Annotated in this window: 20 protein-coding genes and 1 pseudogene; 16 read left to right on the forward strand and 5 right to left on the reverse strand. The window is 36.4% G+C overall.

Annotation, left to right across the window (positions count from 1 at the left end):
• Positions 1-44: 44 nt before the first annotated feature.
• Both nhaC and JM81_RS00975 read right to left on the reverse strand, forming a co-directional pair.
• Positions 45-1,523 carry a Na+/H+ antiporter NhaC gene (gene nhaC, locus JM81_RS00970; RefSeq protein ID WP_144800331.1) on the reverse strand — a complete coding sequence of 493 codons (1,479 nt, stop codon included), beginning with the start codon at positions 1,521-1,523 and terminating at the stop codon, positions 45-47.
• 74 nt (positions 1,524-1,597) lie between these two features.
• Positions 1,598-2,818: an aminotransferase class I/II-fold pyridoxal phosphate-dependent enzyme gene (locus JM81_RS00975; protein WP_144800332.1), complete on the reverse strand. Its 1,221-nt coding sequence runs from the start codon at positions 2,816-2,818 to the stop codon at positions 1,598-1,600.
• A gap of 149 nt (positions 2,819-2,967) precedes the next feature.
• On the opposite strand from JM81_RS00975, the gene JM81_RS00980 reads away from it, so the two are divergent.
• Together JM81_RS00980 and lpdA are read left to right on the forward strand one after the other, a co-directional pair.
• Positions 2,968-3,426 carry an Lrp/AsnC family transcriptional regulator gene (locus JM81_RS00980; protein ID WP_144800333.1) on the forward strand — a complete coding sequence of 153 codons (459 nt, stop codon included), beginning with the start codon at positions 2,968-2,970 and terminating at the stop codon, positions 3,424-3,426.
• Positions 3,427-3,474: 48 nt separating this feature from the next.
• Positions 3,475-4,881, forward strand: coding sequence for a dihydrolipoyl dehydrogenase (gene lpdA / locus JM81_RS00985; protein ID WP_144800334.1), 1,407 nt, complete (start codon positions 3,475-3,477; stop codon positions 4,879-4,881).
• A gap of 68 nt (positions 4,882-4,949) precedes the next feature.
• Here lpdA and JM81_RS00990 read toward each other — a convergent pair whose 3' ends face one another.
• Positions 4,950-6,134 carry a heparan-alpha-glucosaminide N-acetyltransferase domain-containing protein gene (locus tag JM81_RS00990; protein ID WP_144800335.1) on the reverse strand — a complete coding sequence of 395 codons (1,185 nt, stop codon included), beginning with the start codon at positions 6,132-6,134 and terminating at the stop codon, positions 4,950-4,952.
• A gap of 529 nt (positions 6,135-6,663) precedes the next feature.
• Between JM81_RS00990 and tilS the strand changes: the two genes are divergently transcribed.
• From tilS to JM81_RS01040, 10 genes and pseudogenes are all read left to right on the forward strand, one after another.
• On the forward strand, positions 6,664-7,971 hold the full coding sequence (gene tilS / locus JM81_RS00995; protein ID WP_144800336.1) for a tRNA lysidine(34) synthetase TilS: 1,308 nt from the start codon (positions 6,664-6,666) through the stop codon (positions 7,969-7,971).
• On the forward strand, positions 7,968-9,932 hold the full coding sequence (locus tag JM81_RS01000) for a protein-disulfide reductase DsbD family protein (RefSeq protein ID WP_144800337.1): 1,965 nt from the start codon (positions 7,968-7,970) through the stop codon (positions 9,930-9,932). Before tilS ends, JM81_RS01000 begins: the two co-directional genes overlap by 4 nt.
• A 110-nt stretch (positions 9,933-10,042) precedes the next feature.
• Positions 10,043-12,436 (forward strand): penicillin acylase family protein, encoded by a 2,394-nt coding sequence (locus tag JM81_RS01005; protein WP_144800338.1) that lies wholly within the window; start codon positions 10,043-10,045, stop codon positions 12,434-12,436.
• A gap of 2 nt (positions 12,437-12,438) precedes the next feature.
• Positions 12,439-13,974 carry a YifB family Mg chelatase-like AAA ATPase gene (locus tag JM81_RS01010; RefSeq protein WP_144800339.1) on the forward strand — a complete coding sequence of 512 codons (1,536 nt, stop codon included), beginning with the start codon at positions 12,439-12,441 and terminating at the stop codon, positions 13,972-13,974.
• Positions 13,975-14,333: 359 nt separating this feature from the next.
• The gene (locus JM81_RS01015; protein WP_144800340.1) at positions 14,334-14,939 is read left to right on the forward strand and encodes a hypothetical protein; all 606 of its coding nucleotides are present in this window, start codon (positions 14,334-14,336) and stop codon (positions 14,937-14,939) included.
• Between the two features lie 11 nt (positions 14,940-14,950).
• Complete coding sequence (locus JM81_RS01020; RefSeq protein ID WP_144800341.1) at positions 14,951-15,400, forward strand: hypothetical protein; 450 nt, start codon at positions 14,951-14,953, stop codon at positions 15,398-15,400.
• Between the two features lie 836 nt (positions 15,401-16,236).
• Positions 16,237-17,334 carry a hypothetical protein gene (locus JM81_RS01025; RefSeq protein WP_144800342.1) on the forward strand — a complete coding sequence of 366 codons (1,098 nt, stop codon included), beginning with the start codon at positions 16,237-16,239 and terminating at the stop codon, positions 17,332-17,334.
• Between the two features lie 137 nt (positions 17,335-17,471).
• Positions 17,472-17,741, forward strand: a complete 270-nt coding sequence (locus JM81_RS01030) for a hypothetical protein (RefSeq protein ID WP_144800343.1) — start codon at positions 17,472-17,474, stop codon at positions 17,739-17,741.
• A 455-nt stretch (positions 17,742-18,196) separates the two neighbouring features.
• Positions 18,197-18,622, forward strand: a complete 426-nt coding sequence (locus tag JM81_RS01035) for a hypothetical protein (RefSeq protein WP_144800344.1) — start codon at positions 18,197-18,199, stop codon at positions 18,620-18,622.
• Between the two features lie 72 nt (positions 18,623-18,694).
• Positions 18,695-19,417 (forward strand): annotated as a pseudogene (locus JM81_RS01040) (YifB family Mg chelatase-like AAA ATPase); the annotation flags it as partial.
• Between the two features lie 7 nt (positions 19,418-19,424).
• On the opposite strand, the gene JM81_RS01045 reads toward JM81_RS01040, so the two are convergent.
• Together JM81_RS01045 and JM81_RS01050 are read right to left on the reverse strand one after the other, a co-directional pair.
• The gene (locus tag JM81_RS01045) at positions 19,425-19,991 is read right to left on the reverse strand and encodes a hypothetical protein (RefSeq protein ID WP_144800345.1); all 567 of its coding nucleotides are present in this window, start codon (positions 19,989-19,991) and stop codon (positions 19,425-19,427) included.
• A gap of 10 nt (positions 19,992-20,001) precedes the next feature.
• On the reverse strand, positions 20,002-20,448 hold the full coding sequence (locus tag JM81_RS01050; RefSeq protein WP_089261365.1) for a hypothetical protein: 447 nt from the start codon (positions 20,446-20,448) through the stop codon (positions 20,002-20,004).
• A 214-nt stretch (positions 20,449-20,662) separates the two neighbouring features.
• On the opposite strand from JM81_RS01050, the gene JM81_RS01055 reads away from it, so the two are divergent.
• From JM81_RS01055 to JM81_RS01070, 4 genes are read left to right on the forward strand one after another with little or no spacing between them, the layout of a single operon-like run.
• Positions 20,663-21,856: an Nramp family divalent metal transporter gene (locus JM81_RS01055; RefSeq protein ID WP_186435511.1), complete on the forward strand. Its 1,194-nt coding sequence runs from the start codon at positions 20,663-20,665 to the stop codon at positions 21,854-21,856.
• 3 nt (positions 21,857-21,859) lie between these two features.
• Entirely contained in the window at positions 21,860-22,600 is a 741-nt protein-coding gene (locus JM81_RS01060) for a LamB/YcsF family protein (protein WP_144800347.1), read from the forward strand.
• The gene (gene pxpB, locus JM81_RS01065; RefSeq protein ID WP_144800348.1) at positions 22,597-23,334 is read left to right on the forward strand and encodes a 5-oxoprolinase subunit PxpB; all 738 of its coding nucleotides are present in this window, start codon (positions 22,597-22,599) and stop codon (positions 23,332-23,334) included. Before JM81_RS01060 ends, pxpB begins: the two co-directional genes overlap by 4 nt.
• The gene (locus tag JM81_RS01070) at positions 23,327-24,166 is read left to right on the forward strand and encodes a biotin-dependent carboxyltransferase family protein (RefSeq protein WP_144800349.1); all 840 of its coding nucleotides are present in this window, start codon (positions 23,327-23,329) and stop codon (positions 24,164-24,166) included. Before pxpB ends, JM81_RS01070 begins: the two co-directional genes overlap by 8 nt.
• Positions 24,167-24,341: the final 175 nt, after the last annotated feature.

Below are 24,341 nucleotides of genomic sequence, written 5' to 3' on the forward strand. Positions count from 1 at the left end.
TTAACGACCAGGGTAGGAACTTATAAGCAAACTGCGCAAATGAGTTATTTGGTGAATATGCGTTTGATCTTAATATTGAGGGCGGCAAATATAAAAGTCATGATCGGGCTTAACCAATTAAAAATTGCATATACAAAGTATTCCGCTACACTAACACCTAATACACCGCTATGATATGCTCCACAGGTATTATAAGGAATAAGTACGGAAGTTACCGTTCCCGTATCTTCCAAGGTCCTGCTCAGGTTTTCAGGAGCTAGACCTTTATCCTTAAATGCTTTGGCGAACATTTTGCCCGGAACCACAATGGCCAAATACTGATCAGATGCAGTACCGTTTAGCACAATACAGCTTATACCTGTACTAAAGAATAGACCAAATGTAGATTTAGCCAAACTTAATAAGGCCTTTGTAATACGGGACAATGCTCCAATACCATCCATTATTCCGCCAAAAACCATGGCACAGACAATAAGCCAAATAGTACCCATCATACCGGCCATTCCCTTTGCGGAAAACAAATCGCTCAACACCTCGTTGTCCGTTGGAATTTCAGTGCTAACAGTAATTGCCTGTAATATACCCTTGTAGGCCGAATGAAAATCTAGCTGTTTACTGTCCGTTATTCCTGCAACGACCTCAGGTTGAAAAATGACGGCAAATAATGCACCCAGCAAGGTACCAATGAGCAATGCGGCCAATGGAGGTGTTTTTTTTACTATCAATGCGACGACTACCACTGGAACCAAAAATAACCATCCGTTTATATTGAAGGTGGCGTCTATAGAGGATAAAATGGAGTCGATATCCGCTACACCGCTCGTATCTATGTTAAGTCCAATAATTACGAACACCAATAACGTAATTGAAATTGTTGGAACCGTTGTCCATAACATATATTTAATATGGGTAAATAATTCCCCACCGGCCATTGCCGGTGCTAAATTTGTAGTATCGCTTAAAGGAGATAATTTGTCTCCAAAATATGCACCGGATAATACGGCCCCTGCCGTCATTCCCAAGGAAACACCTAAGGCTTCACCAATACCTATAAGGGCAATACCAACTGTTGCAGAGGTGGTCCAGCTACTGCCGGTGGCCACGGATATGATTGCACAGATGATAACGCAGGCGGCCAAAAATATAGTGGGATTTAAAATTTGAAGACCATAATAGATCATAGCCGGTATTACACCACTTACCAGCCAAGTACCGGCCAAGGCGCCAACCATTAATAAGATCAGTAATGCTCCGGTCGTAGCTTTTATATTTTCCGCCACTTCCGCAAACATTTGTTTATAGGAAACTTTATTAAAAAAACCTACAATTGCGGCTATGGCGCCTCCTAATAATAGTATGAATTGATTGGACCCGCTTAACGCATCATCCCCAAAAACATATACATTATAGGCTAGCATTCCTACTAAGGCTATAACCGGAATGAGAGCTTCTAAAATACTCAGTTCCCTGTTCTGTACAATATGTTCATTTTTTCTATGCTCATTGGTATTATGGTCGGCCATTAAAGATGAGTTTGGATTCTACGTAATATTACGATTTATGGGATTGATGTGCAAACCGTTTATAAAATCGATTATTAGGCTTTTATGCCGGTGGAATCCAATATCTTAAGATCCATAAGGCATTTTTTCATCATGGAATACGTGCGTTCAATATCGTCATCAAGACCTATGGAAAATCTAATTAGGCCGTTTCCAAGGCCCATTTCTTCCTGTTCCTCAATAGGAATTTCTGAAGAGGTAGAACTTCCAGGCGCACTGAACAAGGTTTTGTAGAACCCTAAACTGACCGCTAAATAGCCTAATTTTCGTTCTTGCATTAATTCCATTAAGGTATTGGCATTTTCCAATGTCCCTACATCTAAGGTCAATAATCCGCCATAACCATATTCCGGATTCATTTGGTCTTCCATGATTAAATGACCTGGGTGAGATGAAAGCCCAGGATATACGACCCTTAAACCGTCTTGTTCAAATTTTTTGGCCAAGTATAGTGCGTTTGCACTATGTTGTTTCATTCTAATGTGTAAGGTGCGCATATTTTTAAGGATAGATGCTGCCCGCATACTGTCCAAAGTACTTCCTAATAACATTCCCGCTCCATTGTTCACATCCTTAAGGGCTAAACAAAATTTGGTTGAGCCGCAGACCACACCGGCAACGCAGTCACTGGTTCCGTTAATGAATTTGGTAAGACTGTGGATAACAATATCGGCACCAAGTCTTGCAGGAGATACGGTAAGCGGTGAAAACGTATTGTCAACCACTAATGGTAAGGTGTTCTGTTTGGCAATGCGCGAAAGCGCAGAAATATCGGCTACCTCCAATAGGGGATTGCTCACACTTTCACAATAGATCATTTTAGTATTTGGGGTTATGGCATTCTCCACCGCTTTTAAATCTGTGATATCCAAAAATGTGGTGGTTATCCCCAATTTGACCAAAAAGTTTTTCATGAACGCATAAGTACCTCCATAAATGGTCCTGCTACTAATAATGTGGTCACCGGTATTGCACAATTGTAGTATTACTGCAGTAATGGCACCCATGCCACTTGCCGTAACATTAGCGGTCTCCGTGCCTTCCAGTGCGGCCAAGGCTTCGCCCAGATATAGATTGGACGGTGAGGAATGCCTACTATATAGGTAACACCCTTCCGTATTACCTTCAAAGGTATCGAACATGGTTTTGGCCGAGATAAAGGTATAGGTAGATGAATCCGAAATAGATGGATTGACTCCACCATATTCTCCAAAATATTGAAGGTCCTGTAAGTTGTTACTATGCTTTGTGCTCATGAATAATATTTTAAGTAAATCTAGTCTATAGTAAAATAATTGTCAATGCATTTGTTCAATTGTAGATTTTAATTCTATAATATATATTTTTTTAGATTTTAAATTTATATTTACAGCTATTACATCTGTTATTTAGATAATTAATCAAAATGAAACTAGACGATAAGGATATTAAGCTATTGGCTCTTTTACAGGACAATAGCAAGAAAACCAATAAGGAATATGCACTGCAATTGGGTTTGTCAACCACCGCAATCTATGAACGTATAAAGCGTTTGGAACGTACCAGGGCCATTAGGAATTATGTAGCCTTAGTGGACAAGGCCAAGGTCAATAGAAATTTTACCGTTTTTTGCCATGTAAAACTAGTACAGCATGTCAAGGATAATATTGCTCAGTTTGAGGCTCAGGTATTACGATTACAAGAGGTAGTAGAGTGCCACCATTTAAGCGGTGACTATGATTATTTGTTGAAGATACATGTGCAGGATATGGATGCTTACCGTCATTTTATGGTCAATAAACTTACGGCTATGAGCCATATTGGTAGTACACAGAGTTCTTTTACCATAAAAGAGGTAAAGCATTCTACGGCTATACCCCTGTAAAACTAAAAATAGTATTAATTTTGTAGGACATTAGAAAACAAATATTTTATGGATCAATATGATGTAGCCATTATAGGCTCTGGACCTGGTGGATATGTAGCGGCAATACGTTGTGCACAGCTAGGAATGAAAACAGCAATAATTGAAAAATATTCCACCTTGGGCGGAACCTGTTTAAATGTTGGGTGTATACCCTCAAAAGCGTTGTTGGATTCTTCACATCATTATGAGGATGCCATTAAACATTTTGATGAGCACGGTATTGAAATACCGGGAGAAATAAAGGTCAATTTGGAAAAAATGATTGCCCGTAAACAAAGTGTCGTTGATCAGACTACTAAGGGTATTGAGTTTTTAATGGATAAAAACAAGATTACCGTTTATGAGGGTGTTGGGAGCTTTAAGGACGCAACACATGTCTCTATTAAAAAGAACGATGGTAAGTTAGAAGATATTGAAGCTAAACATATTATTATAGCAACAGGTTCCAAACCTTCTACCTTACCCTTTATAAAATTGGATAAAGAACGTATCATTACTTCTACAGAGGCTTTAAAGTTGAAAGAGGTACCCAAACACATGATCGTAATTGGCGGTGGGGTTATTGGCCTTGAATTAGGTCAGGTGTATAAGCGTCTTGGTGCGGAGGTTACGGTAGTGGAATTTATGGACCGTATTATTCCGGGAATGGACGGTGCCCTTTCCAAAGAATTGACCAAAGTGTTGAAAAAGCAAAAGATAAAGTTTGCATTATCCCATAAAGTTAAATCCGTTGAACGAAAAGGGGATAAGGTAATAGTAAAGGCTGATGACAAAAAAGGCCAAGAGGTTGTTTTTGAAGGGGATTATTGTTTAGTGGCCGTTGGACGTAGACCATTTACAGACGGGTTGAACGTTGAGGCTGCAGGAGTTGCCTTGGATGATAGGGGCAAAGTGATCGTAGATGGGCATTTAAAGACCAATGTAGATAACATTTATGCTATAGGTGATGTTATAAAAGGTGCAATGTTGGCACATAAGGCAGAAGAGGAAGGTACTTTGGTTGCAGAACAATTGGCGGGCCAAAAACCCCATATTGATTATAATTTGATTCCGGGCGTTGTATATACATGGCCAGAGGTTGCCGCTGTAGGTAAGACCGAGGAAGAGTTGAAGGAAGCGGACGTTGATTTTAAGGTTGGCCAGTTTCCAATGCGTGCACTGGGCCGTTCCAGGGCCAGTATGGACACGGATGGATTTGTAAAAATATTGGCCGATAAAAAGACCGATGAGGTTTTAGGGGTTCATATGATCGGGGCACGTTGTGCCGATTTAATTGCAGAGGCGGTTACAGCTATGGAATTTAGGGCTTCAGCAGAAGATATCTCGCGTATGAGCCACGCACACCCAACTTATGCGGAAGCCGTTAAAGAGGCAGCGTTGGCCGCAACTGACGATCGCGCACTGCATATATAAATATTGATTGCAATAATTAAATAAAAAAGCAGTCCTTGAACAGGCTGCTTTTTTTTTATGAACAAAAATTAATTTTTAATTAGGCCTAAAGTGCGTAATACCTTTTCCGTAACGCTTTTTAAGACTTCAAAGGCTATTAGTGCAAATTGTTCCAAATAAATCCTTGCTATGGATAAAAAGGAAGAAATACCGGCTTTAAATTCTATTTTATGGTCTTCATATTTCAGGGCCAAAAAAGAACAAATGAACATAAACATTATTGCCCCGGGAATGGCTATCCACGGAGTTAGGGAATGATGAAAAAACCTATATAGGCCTACTCCTGTAAAACTACCGTACAAAATGATAAAATGTATCACATAGATGGACAATGTGCTCTGACCAATTTTTAACCACGTAGCGTTCATTAAGAAACTTCTAAGAAGAATAAATAGGGAAAAGACCAATAACACATCACCAAGTCTAATAAATAGGTAATTGTTAGAATATATCGCTTCAAATAAAGCTATACCGGTCATCTCGTGAACCGTATAGAAAAAATCCGATGAAAGAAAAATCAAGGTCAATCCAACACCAATATATGCTGGTATAAGAACGGTGTACAACTTTTTGTGTTCCTGAAACTTGGTGAAAATAACGGAAAGAAATCCACCTACAGAGGCATAGCCCAGCCATGGTATAATCGTAAATACCGAACCATGTGCTTTTGTAAAGTAATTGGCGAGAAATTGAGGTAATATCTCAAAGCTCATTGATTTATAAATCGGCTCAAAAATGAACAAAACCAACGTTGTGCCTGCCAATACACCAGGGAAAATCCATTTTTGTTTGGTAAACGTCAGTAAATAGCACGCTATAATAAATAGTAATGAAAGACCTATGCAGTGTAAAACATCCACCAAATAAAATGAATCATAAATTTCCCCTTTGAACAGGCCAAAAAGATTCATTCTTAGCAAATATGCGATTGCCAATAGCTCCAATCCTCTTTTTAAACCTTTTTTTACACGGGGATTGTTCCAGCCCATTTGGGGCGAACGAATCAATAAGAACGTAAAAATGAATCCGGATACGGTAAAGAATACTGGCGCGGTAATACCCCTAAAATATTTCCAAGTGCTGAACACTAAATTTGAGCTATCCCTAAAGGCATTGTCTAAAAGTCCATCTATAAAATGCCCTTGTAGCATCATCAAAATGGCCCAAGCGCGTATGGCATCCAAAAAAAACAATCTGGTTCTAGCGTTGCTCATTACTTTTAATATATCCTATATACTTCTATAACAGTATGTTTGGATGTTCACTGGCGCAAAATTAGATAAAATAAGTTAAGGTATTCCGTATTTTAAATAAATTCCTAATCTTCTATAAATTAGGGCTTTTGGGTTTGCTTTTGATATTTGTGAGTATCAAATCTTCAAAATCTAACAATGATAGGTTGGTCAAGTTAACTCTGCAGTTGGCATGAATAAATTTTAATGGTAGGTCATTTGACCTATTTTAGGAATGTGCGGTATGGAGTTGTAACGGTATAATTGGCAACATTTATGTGATAGCTTTAAGACGGAAAATGTAGTTGAAAAGAATTAAAGCGGATAGGGAGGTAATGTAGACGTAGAAGTATAGTATATTTTAGTGAAAGTAAAGAAATCTAAAAAAAATGACATGTCTTTTTAGGTAAAGCTTCTTTTTGTGCATTAATTCTATACCATTAAAATAGTAAGCTCAAAAATACTGGTATATGTTTTTAATAATCTTATGTGACTTCTGTACCTTTATCCCGTGTTAAAAGCCTTTAGGGAACATATTGAATTAGACTTTCCGGAGTTATTGACCGATCACTTTTTAATTGCCTGTAGTGGTGGATTGGACAGTGTGGTTCTTTGCGTACTTTGTAAGGAATTAGGTTTGCAGTTTTCAATGGCACATTGCAATTTTGGCCTACGTGGTCATGCCAGTGATGGAGATGAAGATTTTGTAAGATCATTGGCAAAATCACTTAATAGTCAAATATTTGTAACCCGTTTTGATACCTTGGGCTATGTCAACCAACATAAAGTTTCCATGCAAATGGCCTGTAGGGAATTGCGTTATGCCTGGTTTCGTAAAATTTTAGGGGAACAAAACATTTCATTATTGTTGACCGCACATCATGCCAACGATAATCTTGAAACATTTTTGATCAACCTATCAAGGGGAAGCGGTATTGAAGGCCTAACGGGAATACCGGCCAAAACAACATATTTAAGAAGGCCATTATTACCTTTTACACGGGAGCAGTTGGCTTCCTATGCACAGGACAATGCTATACGTTGGAGGGAAGATAGTAGTAATGCAGATACCAAGTATCTTAGAAATAAAATTAGGATCGATCTTGTTCCAATTCTAAAGGAACTTCACCCAACCTTTTCGGAGAATTTTAAAAATACATTGCGGTATTTAGAACAAACCAACACGATAGCCAATGCATATCTAGAAGAATTAAAGAAAGAATTGTTCGTTCCACAGGGAAATGGATATCAAATCCCTATTATCAAATTAAAGAAGCTACATCCATTGTCTACTTACTTACATGGACTATTTTATGAATACGGATTTAGGGAACTGGATAATCTTGAATCCATTTTGGACGGAATAAGCGGTAAATTTATTCGGTCCAATACACATATTTTGGTAAAGAATCGTGAGTTTTTATTGCTCTCTCATGTACAAACTCATAATGATAAACATTCTTATGATATTAGGGAGGATGCAGTAGTTGTTAAACACCCGGTATCACTTAAATTTTCAGAGGTCTCCCAACGTTATGATAATTCAAGAGACATAATTTACGTACAGAAAAATACGTTAAAATATCCTTTGACGTTAAGGAAATGGAAAAAAGGCGACTACTTTTATCCAATAGGGTTAAATGGCAAAAAAAAATTGGCCAAATTTTTTAAGGATGAAAAATTGGATATCCTATCAAAAGAGAATATTTGGTTGTTATGCTCGCAAAATCAGATTGTTTGGGTTGTAGGAATGCGTGCGGACAATAGATTTAAGGTCGTGGATAATGCCCAAAAGATTTTAAAAATAGAAATAACATGATAAAAAATTTAGTGCTCATTCTTTTTTTGTGTGTATGGCCATTTGCCGTAAAAGCACAGACAGATGAAAATCCGGTAGTTTGGGAACAGCAGGTCAATAAAATTTCAGATACGGAATATGATTTGGTTATGAAAGCCAATATCATGGATGGATGGCATGTGTATTCCCAGTTTACTTCAGAAAATGGTTCCTTGCCAAGTGAATTTACTTATAATGGCAATGGAACGGTCTATGAGTTGATAGGGGGCACTAATGAAAGCGAAACTATTGTTGAGTATAGTGATATTTTTGAAGTGGACGAGACTTATTTTAAGGACAATGCCATTTTTACACAGCGTATAAAATTAAAGGATACCGTTGTTAATGAAATTGTGGTAGACTTGTTCTTTCAGGTATGTAAGGAGGTATGTATTCCTATGGACAAGCAATTTGTTTTTAGGTTGGATGGTTCTACGGCAGAAGCTAAGGAGGTAACGATAGATGATAGAAGTTTGGCGTTGAGCAAGGAACTTCGGTTAGACTTAACGAACAAGGAACTTCTTGTTAAAGGGCAGGAGAATATTACGGCCAGTACCAATATTTGGGTAATTTTTGGACTGGGATTTCTTGGCGGATTAATTGCTTTATTGACACCTTGTGTATTTCCTATGATACCGCTTACCGTATCGTTCTTTACCAAACAGACCAAGAAAAAATCAAAGGGGATTATTAATGCACTTCTGTATGGCTTTTTTATTGTGCTGATTTACTTTTTGTTAAGCTTACCTTTTCATTTATTTGATTCTGTAGATTCGCAGATATTAAACTCCATAGCCACCAATATATGGTTGAACCTTTTGTTTTTTATCATCTTTATATTTTTTGCGTTTTCATTCTTCGGTTATTATGAATTAACACTGCCTAGCTCATGGGCCAATAAGATGGATGCTGCCTCTTCAAAAGTTGGCGGGGTCTTGGGTATATTTTTTATGGCGGTCACCTTGGCCATTGTTTCCTTTTCGTGTACTGGACCAATATTGGGCGGTCTATTAGGTGGTACAACCTTGGCAGAGGGTGAAATTGCTACCAACCTTACTGCTGGAATGACCGGATTTGGTGTGGCATTGGCATTGCCTTTTGGACTTTTTGCATTGTTTCCGGCTTGGTTGAATTCCTTGCCCAAATCTGGTGGATGGATGACCACCGTAAAAGTGGTGCTTGGGTTTTTGGAAATAGGACTGGCTTTAAAGTTTCTTTCCAATGCAGATTTAGTAGGTCATTGGGGAATTTTAAAACGGGAAATTTTCCTAGGAATCTGGATTCTTCTTGGTGTTGCTATGACCTTATACTTGTTTGGACTCTATAAATTTCCGCATGATGCACCGGTAAAAAAACTATCGCTTGGACGTAAATTTACTGGGGTGGTCAGTTTGGTATTTACCATGTATCTCGTATTGGGCATTATAAAGGTTATTCCCCTAAAATTATTGAGCGGTTTTCCGCCACCGGAATTTTATAGCATTTTTGAACAGGAAAGTGATTGTCCCTTAGGTATAGATTGTTTTAAGGATTTTGAGAGTGGTCTGGCATATGCCAAAGAGGTCAATAAGCCCATTTTATTGGATTTTACCGGCTGGGCATGCGTGAATTGTAGAAAGATGGAGGAAAACGTATGGAGCGATGGCGAAATATATCCATTGCTTAAAAATGAATTTGTATTGATTTCATTATATACGGACGATAGAAAGGAATTACCGGAATCCGAAAAATTCAATTTCCAATTTGAAAGTGGTAGAGTTAAGAAAATCAATAATATTGCGCAAAAATGGGGTACGTTTCAGGAAGTAAATTTTAATTCAATTTCCCAACCTTATTATGTGCTGTTGTCCCCAGATTTGGAGGTCTTGAATACTGCTATACAGAATACTGATATTCCCACGTATAAAAATTGGCTTTTAGAAGGCCTAGGGAATGCAAAATAGACCTTTAATTTTGTAAGATGTTGACTACTTGTCAGTAAAAAGCAGAGTTGCGAGCCCTTTATGTTAAAAATAGTTATAACTTGGTGGAAATAACTTTCCCCGAAATAACTATGAAAACATTAAAAAAAATTGGCAAATTTTTGCTGGTCATCATTGTCTTGTTGCTTATAGCAGTAGGAATATTTACCTATACCCTTAAGCCTGATTATTCTGGCAATAAGGAACTTTCAGGTTTACAACAGGAGGTAAGTGTTTATTATGATGATTATGGTGTTCCCCATATTTACGGGTCCAACGAAAAAGATGCTTTCAGGGCATTGGGATACGTACATGCCCAGGACCGTTTATGGCAAATGGAGCTATTACGAAGAATAGCAAGTGGTGGACTTTCCGAAGTATTTGGTCCGGATTTGGTGGATACCGATAAATTTTTTCTGTCATTGGGTATTTCAGACGCTACTAAGCAAACGGTCGCCAATTTAGATGGACAAAATAAAGGAGTTGAATTGACTTCGGCCTATTTATCGGGTATTAATCAATTTATCGCGGAAGGCCCAACCCCTATAGAGTTTTATTTGACCGGTATAGACAAGCGAGATTTTGTCCTTGAGGATATTTACAATACCATTGGTTATATGGCCTTTAGTTTTGCCATGGCACATAAAACAGATCCATTGTTAACCACTATTCATGCAAAATTAGGGCCGGAATATTTAATGGACCTTCAGGTGGGTTCCAATATAGATACGGAATGGATAAAAAATTATAACCCAACTTCTAATGATTCCGTTCAAAATCAATTAACTGCAATGGTTAATAATGCATTGGGCAATATGGAAATTCCGTTGTTTGAAGGTAGTAATAGCTGGGTCATTGCTCCTGAAAAAACAAAAAACGGAAAGGTAATTTTTGCGAATGATCCACATATAGGTTTTGCGCAACCATCTGTCTGGTATGAAGCACATATAGAAACACCATCGTATACTAAATACGGATATCATATAGCTGGTATTCCTTTTCCATTACTGGGTCACAATAGGGAAATTGCTTATGGGTTGACCATGTTTGAGAATGATGATGTAGACTTTTATTACGAACGGCCAAACCCTACGAATAAGGACCAATATTGGGCACAAGATGGGTTTGTCGATTATGAAATTGTAGAAAAGACCATTAAGGTCAAAGATGCACAAGCTGTAAATTTTAAGTATCGTAAAACGGTTCATGGGCCTGTCTTAAATGGAATTGCGGACCAAATAACCGGAGACAGGCCCATAGCCATGTCATGGGTTTATACGCAAACGAAAAACCAAGTTATAGATGCTTTGTTTAATTTAAGCTTTGCCACAAATATCACACAGTTTAAATCTGCCTTGCCTAAAATTCATGCGCCTGGTCTAAATGTTATGTATGGCGATGCAAAAGGTAATATTGCCTGGTTCGCTACGGCAAAACTTTATCACATTCCTGATTCGGTCCATACAAAATTTATCTATGAAGAAGGGCAGGGGCTTCCCGTAGAAAAGGAATGGTTGCCCTTTCATGAAAATCCACAGGCCATAAATCCGCCTTCCCATTATGTATATTCTGCCAATAATCAGCCGGATTCCATAGCGGGTATGCTTTATCCTGGTTACTATCTACCAGAGAACAGGGCTAAAAGAATCGTAGAATTATTGGAGCCTAAAAATGACTGGGACTTGAATTCGGCCACTCAAATGATTACAGATGTTACCTCCTCGGTAGAACCCGAAATCGTCTATAATCTAACGAAATATATTGATATTTCTACCTTGAAGGAAAAGGAATTAAAGGTCATTGATTTATTAAATCTGTGGGATGGCAACTATGAGCTTTCATCTATTGAAGGAACGGTATATAACCGCTGGGTATATTATCTTTTAAAGCAAACTTTTAAAGATGAACTAGGTGATGAGTTGTTCTCTCAGTTCTTAAGTACCCATCTAATGAAAAGGGTTATTGCACCTTTGTCCAAAAATGATGCTTCTGTATGGTGGGATGATGTTGAGACCAATGACCGTGAGGAAACAATAAAAGATATTGTCAATAGTTCATTTGAACAGGCTCTTGTTTCGTTAAGGGATGATTTTGGTACCAATATTAATGAATGGCAATGGAAAAAAGTACATACTTTGGAGCACACCCATCCTATAGGTCAGATTGCTGCATTACGCTCATTTTTTAACGTAGGTCCCTTTGAGGTTGAGGGGTCTAGGGAAGTCATCAGTAATATGGCCTTTCCTTATGATGATACGGGATTGTACAAAACCAGTTCTGGACCATCTACCAGAAGAATAATAGATTTTTCTGATGTGGAAAACAGTGTAAGCATATTGCCCACTGGCCAATCAGGAAATCCTTTTAGTAGGCATTATCAAGACCAGGCGCAAATGTATGTGGATGGTAAGTTCAGGAAAATGATGATGAACAAGGAAGAAATTCAAAAAAGTAAAGAAATTCTTATTTTTAGACCAAAGGATTAAAAATGCTTACAAAAGTTTATGGGAGTGCAGTTTTTGGTGTAGAAGCCACAACGATAGTAGTTGAGGTAAATATTGATAAAGGAATTGGGTACCATTTGGTAGGTCTGCCGGACAATGCCATTAAGGAAAGTAATTACAGAATTGCCGCCGCACTACAGAATAACGGTTATAAAATACCGGGAAGAAAGATTACCATTAATATGGCACCTGCAGACCTTAGAAAAGAAGGTTCTGCCTATGATCTTACTTTGGCTTTAGGAATTTTATCTGCATCGGGCCAAATAGAATGCAATGATATTGAGAAGTATATCATTATGGGGGAACTTTCCCTTGATGGAAGCTTGCAACCTATAAAAGGAGCGCTGCCTATTGCAATTAAAGCACAGGAAGAAGGTTTTACGGGGTTCATATTACCTACCGTAAATGCCAAGGAAGCCGCTATTGTGGGCAATTTAAAGGTATATGGGGTAGATAATATTAAACAGGTTCTTGATTTTTTTGATAAGGGTACCCCGTTGGAACAAACCATAATCAATACAAGGGAAGAGTTCTTTAAAAAGCTGGATTTTCCAGAATTCGATTTTTCTGATGTAAAAGGGCAGGAGAGTATAAAGAGGTGTATGGAAATTGCTGCCTCGGGAGGACATAATGTTATTTTGATAGGTCCGCCAGGTGCCGGTAAAACTATGTTGGCAAAAAGACTCCCGTCAATTTTGCCGCCCATGACGTTGCATGAAGCCTTGGAAACCACAAAGATTCATAGCGTAGTGGGTAAAATAAAGAATATGGGGTTAATGAGTCAACGGCCTTTTAGAAGCCCTCATCATACCATATCCGATGTAGCCTTGGTCGGTGGTGGTTCTTATCCGCAACCAGGTGAAATTTCATTATCGCATAATGGTGTATTGTTCTTGGATGAATTGCCAGAATTTAAACGAGGAGTTTTAGAAGTGCTGCGGCAACCTTTGGAAGATAGGGAGGTTACGATATCACGGGCTAGATTTACGGTAACCTATCCCAGTAGCTTTATGTTGGTGGCAAGTATGAACCCTAGCCCCGGTGGCTATTTTAACGACCCTGATGCCCCTGTGACATCATCGCCCGCAGAAATGCAACGCTATCTAAGCAAGATTTCAGGTCCGTTACTTGATCGTATCGATATTCATATTGAAGTGACCCCCGTACCTTTTGAAAAACTATCCGAAGAAAGAAAAGGAGAGGGTAGCGTAGAAATCAGAAAGAGGGTGACTGCGGCCCGGGAGATACAAACGGCACGTTTTGCAAGTTTGGAGAACATCCATTACAACGCCCAAATGAATACAAAACAAATACGTTTGTTCTGTAAACTTGACGAAGATTCCAAAACGTTGTTGAAAAATGCCATGGAACGTTTAAATTTATCCGCAAGGGCATATGATAGAATTCTTAAGGTGGCAAGGACTATTGCTGATCTTAGCGGTTCGTCCTCAATCAATGGTACCCACATTTCTGAAGCCATCCAGTACAGAAGTTTAGATAGGGAAGGATGGTTGGGGTAGAGAAGATTGCTGTTCTGCTTACGGATTGATCTACAAACTCTTATTTGAAATAAAGTATTAGTTTAGAAATAAGTGTTAATTCTTCGCTATTCGATTGAAAAAGAATGTGGCAGGAACAATCAATTATCCTTCTTATTAGATTGTTTTAAAAAAAAGCAATCTTTATCATTCTTTAAACAAAGATTTCAGGAAATTATGAAGCGGAAAAAAATGATTGAGGAACGAATTTTTAGATAATTGAATAAAATGTTTGAGCCATTACGGTAAACCGTAATGGTATTTAAAACTAATTATTTTCTTTTGTATTAAGAACGCACCTAAAGTGTCTTTAAACAAAAAATAATCTAAATTTTATTCAAATGCTAAAATACTATTACACTATAATTTTATTTTTATTTCTTACTAAATTTTCATTTTCTCAAATTAATGCAACAACGGAAAAAGGTGAGGTGGTTGTTTTAAATGATGACGGTACATGGCAATATAAAATTATTGAGAATGTTGATACTACTAAATTTAGTTTAGAGTGTGCAGATTTAATAGAAACCTCTGAGGATAAAATGACAGGAAAGTCATCAACTACCTCAAAAGAAACACTTATTATTTCCGATGACGGAGGTAAAAATGGATTTGGAATATTTGCTCTGAATGGTGCTAGCTCAACTATTTTAGTATTACAGGAAGTTGGTGCAGGCAGCTGTATAGATGATGATAATAAAGTAAATATTCTTTTTAGAGATGGTTCTAGACTCGAAATTTATAACGATGGAAAATTCAATTGTGATGCTAAAATGACTTTGTATTTTGGAGGGATTTTTGGGAAGAAAAAACAATTGAAAGAGCTTGCTTCAAAAGAAATTGAAACTATGAGGGTTTGGACTTCAAAAAGTTATGTAGAGAAAGATTTTTCCTCTAATCAGAGTAAACAGCTTATGAATACGCTAAAATGTTTGTCACAATTATAATATTAAATTAAATGAAAAATATAATATTTTTCTTATCGCTAATATTAAGTTCAATTTCTTTTGCTCAGATATGCAATACACAGATTTATAAGGAGCCTGTTCTAATTGGAAGAGCAGGTAAAAGTAAATTGTCATACCCTGTATTAGAATTAATTAAAGGTAAAAACGCTAATGTTTATGCCATAACTTACCAGAATGCAAAATATGAATTTACAGATCTGAAAACCATTACTTTCACTGCAAGTGATGATGAACTTGATTTGCTATATAGTTTTTTTGAAGAAGGTTTATATAGTGATAAAGATAGGTCGATTGATATAGGTAGTAATAAAATTAATACTTCATTATATAGGAAGGGATTTGAAATGATATTTGTTAGTCATTCAGATGGGACAGAAGGTTATTTCATGCTAAACCCAAAACAACTTAGATTACTATTTGATAAAACCGTTGAGAAATAATGGCTTAATATTTCGGATATTTGACTTTTTATAATCCTAGCATTAAAATGATTTACATCCTATGGTTTTTTATTGCGACTAGCTCTTCATAAAGTTTAAAGTCTAAGCCATCTAATATGTAGAAGAGTTTAACGATAAGACCACCGTTTTAATTACTATAATAGATGCGGTGGGAGTGTGTTAAAATGATTCTATTGTGTAAAACAATGAAGGCTTTTTTCAGGACAGTATAATAATTGCTGACAATGAAGAACTAATCCCTCAATTTTAAGGATTATACTTCCGACCTTTGTTTGAACTTCATTTAATCTTCTGTTATTTCCTTTAATATTTTCACTGATATGGGAAACCCTATAGTTATAGAAAATATGCACATATTAACCGCTTTCTTTGCTTCTTTTGGGTCGTGTGCAGAATTGAAAGAATAGTCGATAAAATCAGCAGGGGAGATAAAAAACATTATGATTAAACCAAAAATACAAGTCCCTGTCCACATGACGATAAGTAACCGAAACAATGGAAACCAATTTTTTGTGGTAAACTTCATATTTGTCAATGTTTTTTTAAATGTTAAGCACAAAAATTATTTTAACCTAGTATATCTTTATTTATAACAAAATAATTCGTTAAATATTACAACCATAATAGTTTATTAATATTAAGACCGCCACATTAAATAAAGTAACAGATAGAGTAGTAGTGTGTAAAAGTTGTGATTATATTTCATTGTTATAAAATACGTTAATGGTTGAGCAACGCTTTGGAAAAAGAGATGTAACATTGATTATAAAATCTTTAGTAGGATTTATCGTTATAATATTATTGAATAAAATAAAATGAAGAATTTTTATCTTTTAAGCCTAGTCTGTTTTTTTCTTTCAAGTTGCGTCGTTAAAGAGAATAATGAAAACAATGATTCGGTTTTTGAAGGAGATTTTAGACCTAAATCTTATCAAGAACTTAATGAGTTTGAAAAAGAGGGATACTCTGAAATAACCGGAACAGTAATTATAGATGGTTTCGACATAGTAATTAATAATTTAAGTGCTCTTAAAAGCCTTAAAAAAATTGGTGGTAGTCTGTATATTAGGAATACTAACCTAGCTAATCTCTCTGATTTAAATAATCTTACACAGATTGGAGAAGATTTGGAAATTAATAAGAATAATCTCTTAGTGAATTTGGATGGGCTTGAAAACCTTCAAACAGTAGGACAAAGTTTAATTTTGAGATATAATTCTATCACAAATGTAGATGGGCTTTCTAGTTTAACAAGTTCAAAATACGTGGAGGTATATGAAAATCCTAGCCTTTTAAATATTGATGGATTATTTGGTTTAAACTCAATTGAGGTAGATTTAGTTATTCAGAATTCTCCAATTACTTCTTTATATGGATTGAGAAATTTAACCTATGTTGGCCGATACTTGGCTTTGCGTCAATTAGATAATTTAAAAAATTTGGATGATTTAAATGAATTGAATTTCGTTGGAGGGTTGATAATAAGTTTAAACTATTTAGAGAACATAAATGGTTTATTGGGTCTCACTTCGTTAGGAGGAGATTTAGAAATAGAAGAATGTTATTCGTTAAATAACCTTGAAGGGTTAAGTAATATAAATGCAATCGGTGGCTCATTAAGTATTAGTGGAGCTGGTGAACTTTTAAATTTAGAACATTTATCAAATTTAACAGTCATTGAAGGTAATTTGAGTATTGTAAGTTGTCCAAAAATAGTTGATTTAGATGGGTTAATAAATTTAACTAAGATTAATGGGAATATGTATATTCTTTATAATTCTTCTCTAGAAAACTTATGCGGTTTGCAAACCGTATTAAATGGCGAATTTGAAAATTACTTCTATTACAGTGTTAATTATAATAAATACAATCCAGATAAAGAGGATATAATGAATGGTGAATGTTCAATCTAGAAAGTGCGTGGAGCTATATAAAATTCATTTTAATTAAGTTAATTTGCCACAATTTGATAAAACTGAACATTACTTATGTTTGGAATTAATAGCTGTTCTTGAAGCGATAACTTATTCTTTTGAAATTTATTTAATCTATGAAACTAACTGTTAAAATACTTTTTATACTAGTATTTAATATGCTTCTATTGAGTTGTGAAAGCAAAAGCAGGCAGGATATTATAAATAATGAATTAGCTTATCCAATGTCAATTCAAACCGTTTTAAGTAAAATAGGACAGCCAGATAGTATTACTACCGAAAATCATGATACGGGTGTATTTGGTGTCCGAGTTAATAAAATTTATCATTATGGTTCAAACCAATTAGTTTTTTCGCCACATAATATTTATATGGGTAAAAAGTGATAATTGGTAGTATGCTTATGAATAATTCGAAATCAATTTTAGTATTTGAATTACAGTAACTTATAATATCTTGGGAAAAGCTTATTAGTGTTAGTTGTTATAGGTGATAACTTAACAACTGATGTACACAATACTCGATATATATTTTATAATGAAGAAGATAAAAATGCAATATATAGGGAATTCAAAACAGTTAGTGGAGAGTGTGTGTAAAAGGTAGAGGAATGGTTATGGTAGATAATTTCAATTTTCTGTGTGGTCACGAATTGTAAACTTGCGCTAGCTAGGGGCTTTTAATTTGACTTTTATTTTAAAGTGGCTAGGTCTCATATTAGTATGTAGCCATCTTTATCTACTTTCTTTTTGAAATAAAGGTTGAATTAAAACGTTCAATTTTTTCAACGTTTTAGGCAATATTGAATTATTGTAATAATACTATAAAACTTAAATTAATCATGAGAAATCTAATTATCGCACTAGCTCTGTTTTTTGCAATAGCAACATACGCACAGCAAGAAAGATGGTATTCTACCATAGTTGAAGTTCAAGAAGGAGAGGAAATAATGAGTGCTAACGTGCCTGTTACCTTCATTCAACAAGATGAACAAACTTTTCTTCAAAAGTCGTCAGGACAAACTATAGTTTATAAGATAGTTGAGAAAGAGGTTAGTCTGGTCAACAATAACGATACTGTTAAAACGGAATTAGTTCTACATGCAATGGAAGTTGACGGAGTACCCGCAAGTAATAATTTTAAAACAATCATTTGGATTGCTCGTAGTCTTACTGACCCTGATGAACACTTAGGTGTTTTAATGACAGCAACCAACACAGATAAATTAATTGCTTTCAAGGTTGATACATATCAAAAATTGAAATAAAAATGAAAGATGAATGTTCAATTTAGAAACTGCGTAGCGCTAAGGAAATGAAATTAATTTATATTTAAAATACCACATTATAAAAGTATTACTGATGTAGCCTTGGTCGGTGGTGGTTCTTATCCGCAACCAGGTGAAATTTCTTTATCGCATAATGGTGTTTTGTTCTTGGATGAATTGCCGGAATTTAAACGAGGTGTTTTAGAGGTGCTGCGGCAACCTTTGGAAGATAGGGAGGTTACGATATCACGGGCTAGATTTACGGTTACCTACCCCAGTAGCTTTATGTTGGTGGCAAGTATGAACCCTAGCCCCGGTGGCTATTTTAACGACCCTGATGCCCCAGTGACATCATCGCCCGCAGAAATGCAACGTTATCTAAGCAAGATTTCAGGTCCGTTACTTGATCGTATCGATATTCATATTGAAGTGACCCCCGTACCTTTTGAAAAACTATCCGAAGAAAGAAAAGGAGAGGGTAGCGTAGAAATCAGAAAGAGGGTGACTGCGGCCCGGGAGATACAAACGGCACGTTTTGCAAGTTTGGAGAACATCCATTACAACGCCCAAATGAATACAAAACAAATACGCTTGTTCTGTAAACTTGACGAAGATTCCAAAACGTTGTTGAAAAATGCCATGGAACGTTTAAATTTATCCGCAAGGGCATATGATAGAATTCTTAAGGTGGCAAGGACTATTGCTGATCTTAGCGGTTCGTCCTCAATCAATGGTACCCACATTTCTGAAGCCATCCAGTACAGAAGTTTAGATAGGGAAGGATGGTTGGGCTAGCGTTTTATTAAAAATATAACCCTTCGTTATTGATGTCATCTTCCTTATGTGGTTTGGAAGATGTAAAAATATCTTTAAGAATATAGCTCGTCACTATAGTGAGGCCAACCGTTAATGTAGGTATACTATAATCCCAGCTTAATAAGTGCATAAGTCCGCCCAAGATAATGGTCAGAACACCTACTACCATTACAAAATTCCAAATGATTTCTGCAAGGCTGTTTTTAATGCTTCGGTTTTTGTCCATAAAGTAAGACGTGCCTTCCATAGCAAACCATGCTATAAAGGTCAAGGCAGTGCCAATTTGAAATATTAGGGTATATGGAAATTTTAAAATCGTTAGAAGTCCATTGGTGGTCCAAAACAGGACCATAGCCATTTTTATCAGGTCTACAGGTTTTTTTTCCTCCTTTTTGTAAAACCTTACCGCATACAGGATTAGAATAGCGGCAAAAGATGTAAAGATAATTCCTGCTGCATAGGGCCAATGCAATACCCGCATTAGAAAACCTATTAGTAAGGTTACCAATGCTGCCCTTATCTGGTTTTTATATACTTTTTTGGAATTCTCCATGGTCGTTGTATTAGTTGATTACCTTGATATTGGCCTTTAGCCCTTCCATGATTCCTATAATATTGTTTACGGTTTCGTTTAAATAATATCTTACTACAATATGCGGAATCCTTATGGTCGTAAAACCATTTCTAAAAGAATGCATGGCCTCTTCTAAATTATTGATCGCTTCATGTTCCGTAAGCTTATCATATTTGGAATCTATTTCTATATTTAACTTTACACGTGATATGGCGATATCTATAGATTTTTTACCGTCCCACCATTCTAACATAGAATTTACTCCTGCCTCTTTTAAGGCGTAATACAATTGTACGGCCTCTAGTGGGGTATCATGTTGTTTGATTAATAGTTCTATACGCTTGTAGTGTTTTGAGCATAGTTCAACACCCACAGTATCCATTGCATTTTTATGATCTATATAACCAAGTTCTTTCTTACATTCTAAACAAGTCATTAATAGGTTAAGTTTTAAGTTTTGGGATAAGTATAACCGTGATATTTTAAGAATAGTATATTGTTTCGATGAATGACTCCCAACTTTTAGACGAACTGCAAATTTTTAGATTAACTGCATTTTAAAATGTTAAAATTGTGGTGAAATAGAAATTGAAAGAGGTGAGCGATTTCATATTTTTAAAATTATATTTACACAACCCATAATTATTCATATGTTTAAAAAATTAGGACCTGGTGTTCTCGTTGCGGCCGCTTTCATTGGTCCCGGTACCGTTACCGCATGTACCTTGGCGGGTGTAGACTTTGGATTTAGTTTGTTGTGGGCCATGGTGTTATCCATATTTGCAACTTATGTGTTACAGGAAATGTCGGCCAGGCTGGGTATTGTTACCCAAAAAGGTTTGGCAGATGTTATTAAGCAAGAACTCCATACGACTTGGGTTCGTAATAGTGTCATAGGTTTAATTCTATGCGCAATTATTATTGGCAATGCCTCATATGAAGCAGGAAATATCGGTGGTGCTACGTTAGGTATGCAAGCACTGTTTGGTATATCATACAGTAATTGGTATCCTTATATTTTAGGTAGCCTCGCTTTTATTCTATTGTATTTTGGGAGTTATAAGACCTTGGAAAAGGTTTTTATCTTCTTGGTATTGATCATGAGTTTGTCTTTCTTGGCAACTGCGCTACTCACAGGTCCCAATATTGCACAATTATTAAAAGGTTTGTTTATACCTTCAATTCCGGAAAAGGGAATTCTCACTATCATAGCACTGGTAGGAACAACCGTAGTACCCTATAACCTTTTTTTACATGCTGCTTTGGTAAGTGAAAAGTGGAAGTTGAAAAGCGATTTGAATCTTGCCAAGCGAGATACGCTGATTTCTATTTTTCTTGGTGGCTTGGTGTCCATTAGTATCATGATTTCTGCTGCTGCCATAACCACTACAGAAGTCAACAGTGTTATGGATATGGCCAAGGCCTTGGAGCCATTGTACGGTTCTGCGGCACTTTATTTTATGGGTATTGGTCTATTTGCGGCCGGAATTACATCTGCAATCACAGCGCCATTGGCGGCAGCATATGTTGCAAATAGTTGCTTTGGATGGAAGGCGAAATTAAACGATACCAGATTTAGATTGGTTTGGATGATCATCTTAATTCTTGGTGTATTCTTTTTGTCGTTTGGAATTAAACCCATACAAGTAATTAAGTTTGCCCAAATAACCAATGGATTGTTGTTGCCTATAATAGCAGTTTTCTTACTTTGGGTTGTCAATAGGGCTGGGGTAATGGGTAGCTATAAAAATAATCTGGTACAAAATTGTATTGGAATCTTTATCATCATATTGTCCGTAATTTTAGGGGTTAAAAGTATATTAAGCGTTATAGGTCTGTTGTAATACATGAGGAAAAGCATAGATATAAATTGTGATGTTGGAGAAGGGGTAGGCAATGAGGAAAAATTGTTTCCATTGATCAGTTCATGTAATATAGCATGTGGTGGTCACGCAGGTTCTGCGGAAAGTATAGCAATTTGTTTAGAATTGGCAAAAATTCATGAGGTAGCTATTGGTGCCCATCCTTCATATCCGGATAGGGAAAATTTTGGCAGGGTATCCATGACGATATTACATACCACCTTAATACGCCAAATTAGGGAGCAATTAAGTGTATTTACGAACATCTGTAATAAGCTAGATATGCCATTGCATCATATTAAACCTCATGGTGCATTATATAATGATATTGCCAATAACAGGAATTTGGCATTGGTATTCCTGAACGCTGTTGAACCATATAGGGAGAATACGTATTTATATGTTCCTTATGGCAGTTTAATAGCGGAATTGGCCATTTCCGCTCATTGGAACATTAAACGGGAAGCCTTTGCGGATAGAAATTATCATACAGATTTAAGTTTGGTGTCAAGAAAGGGAGAGAATGCCTTAATTACCAATGCTAAGGATGTATGGGAACATTTACTATTAATGGTCAAAGAAAATCATGTAAAAACTATAGAAAACATGAATGTCCCCATTCATGCGGATACCTATTGTTTTCATGGAGATACACCTGCCGCGTCTGATATTTTAACGTATATTACATCTAAATTACCAGAATTTAATTTACAACTCAAACCGTGAATTCCCCTAAAATCAAAATTAAACCGTTTGGTGTACATGCTATTTTAATAGAATGGCCACATACCGTCAATGAACAAATCCTAGAAATTATATTACAATATCAGGCCATATTGCAATCTAATGGTTTTGCCGATCCTGATTGGGAAATGGTACCGTCCTATAATTCATTGATGTTGGTCAATAGAAAGCATGAAATTGATCATAACAAGTTGACCTTAGAATTGGAAAATTATTATACTCAATTGGGTCAAAAGGACAAAACAAGCAAATTTCTTTGGCGTTTGCCGGTATGCTATGATCAAGAATTTGGTTTGGACCTACAAGAAGTAGGTGCAAAATTGAATATCTCCATAGCAGATATTATAGCAATGCATACCGGTGCCCAATATACCGTTTTTGGCATTGGGTTTTTACCCGGATTTATGTATTTAGGAGGACTAAATGAAAAGTTAGAGGTCAACAGAAAAGCGTCACCCAGGGCAAAAGTAGAAAAAGGTGCAGTGGGTATTGCCGGTAAGCAGGCAGGGATATATCCCCAAGAATCTCCAGGAGGATGGAATATTATAGGAAATTGTCCCGTCCCAATTTTTGATGCATCCAAGGAAAATCCGTGTTTTGTCAATGTAGGTGATAAAATAGAATTTTTTGAAATATCAAGAGCGGCCTATAAGCTTCATAAGATTGAGGCCGAAGTAGGAATTTATCAACCGGAAAAAATACAATTGAATGCTTAAAGTTTTAAAAGCGGGGTTTTATACTACGGTCCAAGATGAAGGTAGGTTCTTTTATAGAAATAAAGGCGTGCCCGTTTCCGGAGTTATGGACGAAATGTCCGTTTTCAAGGTAAATTCCTTATTGGAAAACGAACGTTCTGCGGCAGTCTTGGAAATTACTATGACGGGTCCAACGTTGGTATTTGAGGAAGAAACGTATATAGTGCTGGGAGGAGCAAAAATGTTAGCGACATTGAACAACTTGCCCATACAGAATTATAAGGTTTATCAAATAGAAGCCGGTGATATTGTTTCATTTGGCAAATTGGTTAAAGGTTTTAGATGTTATCTAGGGGTCAAGGGTGGTTTTACGGCTAAGAAAATATTGGGAAGTCGATCTTACTATAAACCTATGACAGAAAGCAATAGATTTAAGGATGGCGATGTTGTTCCCTATGAATACCAACAATTGTTTCAACCTAAAATTTCCGAGCTTAAAGTAGCCTCCTTCCTGGACGATACCATCCTTCATGTTTGTAAAGGACCTGAGTTTGACCTTTTAACGGATAGGCAATTAGAGGAACTTTTTTCAAAAACATTTACCGTTGCACAAGAAAACAATAGAATGGCCTACCAGGTACATGAAACAATAACTCCCCATTACCTATCCATGCTCACTTCCGCGACACTTCCTGGAACGGTACAATTAACTCCCGCAGGAAAGTTAATCATCTTGATGAAGGATGGACAAACCACTGGGGGCTATCCTAGGGTATTGCAATTAACGGATAAGGCCATCTGTATTTTAGCACAGAAAAGGGTGGGTAATCCCATAAATTTTAAACTGGTGTAATCAATCAAACTATTATTTGTGCTAGTCTTTATATCTCCAATTGTTATTTAACGAGAATCCGGTATAGTGTTATAATACAAACCAATATTGATTTTTATCCTATCATAAAATTATGTAGTATTGTAGTATGCTATCAATTAATATCTTTCATAATGTGGTCCGTGTCATTCCTTAA

The organism is Maribacter sp. MAR_2009_72 (genome assembly GCF_007827235.1).
Lineage (GTDB): Bacteria > Bacteroidota > Bacteroidia > Flavobacteriales > Flavobacteriaceae > Maribacter > Maribacter sedimenticola.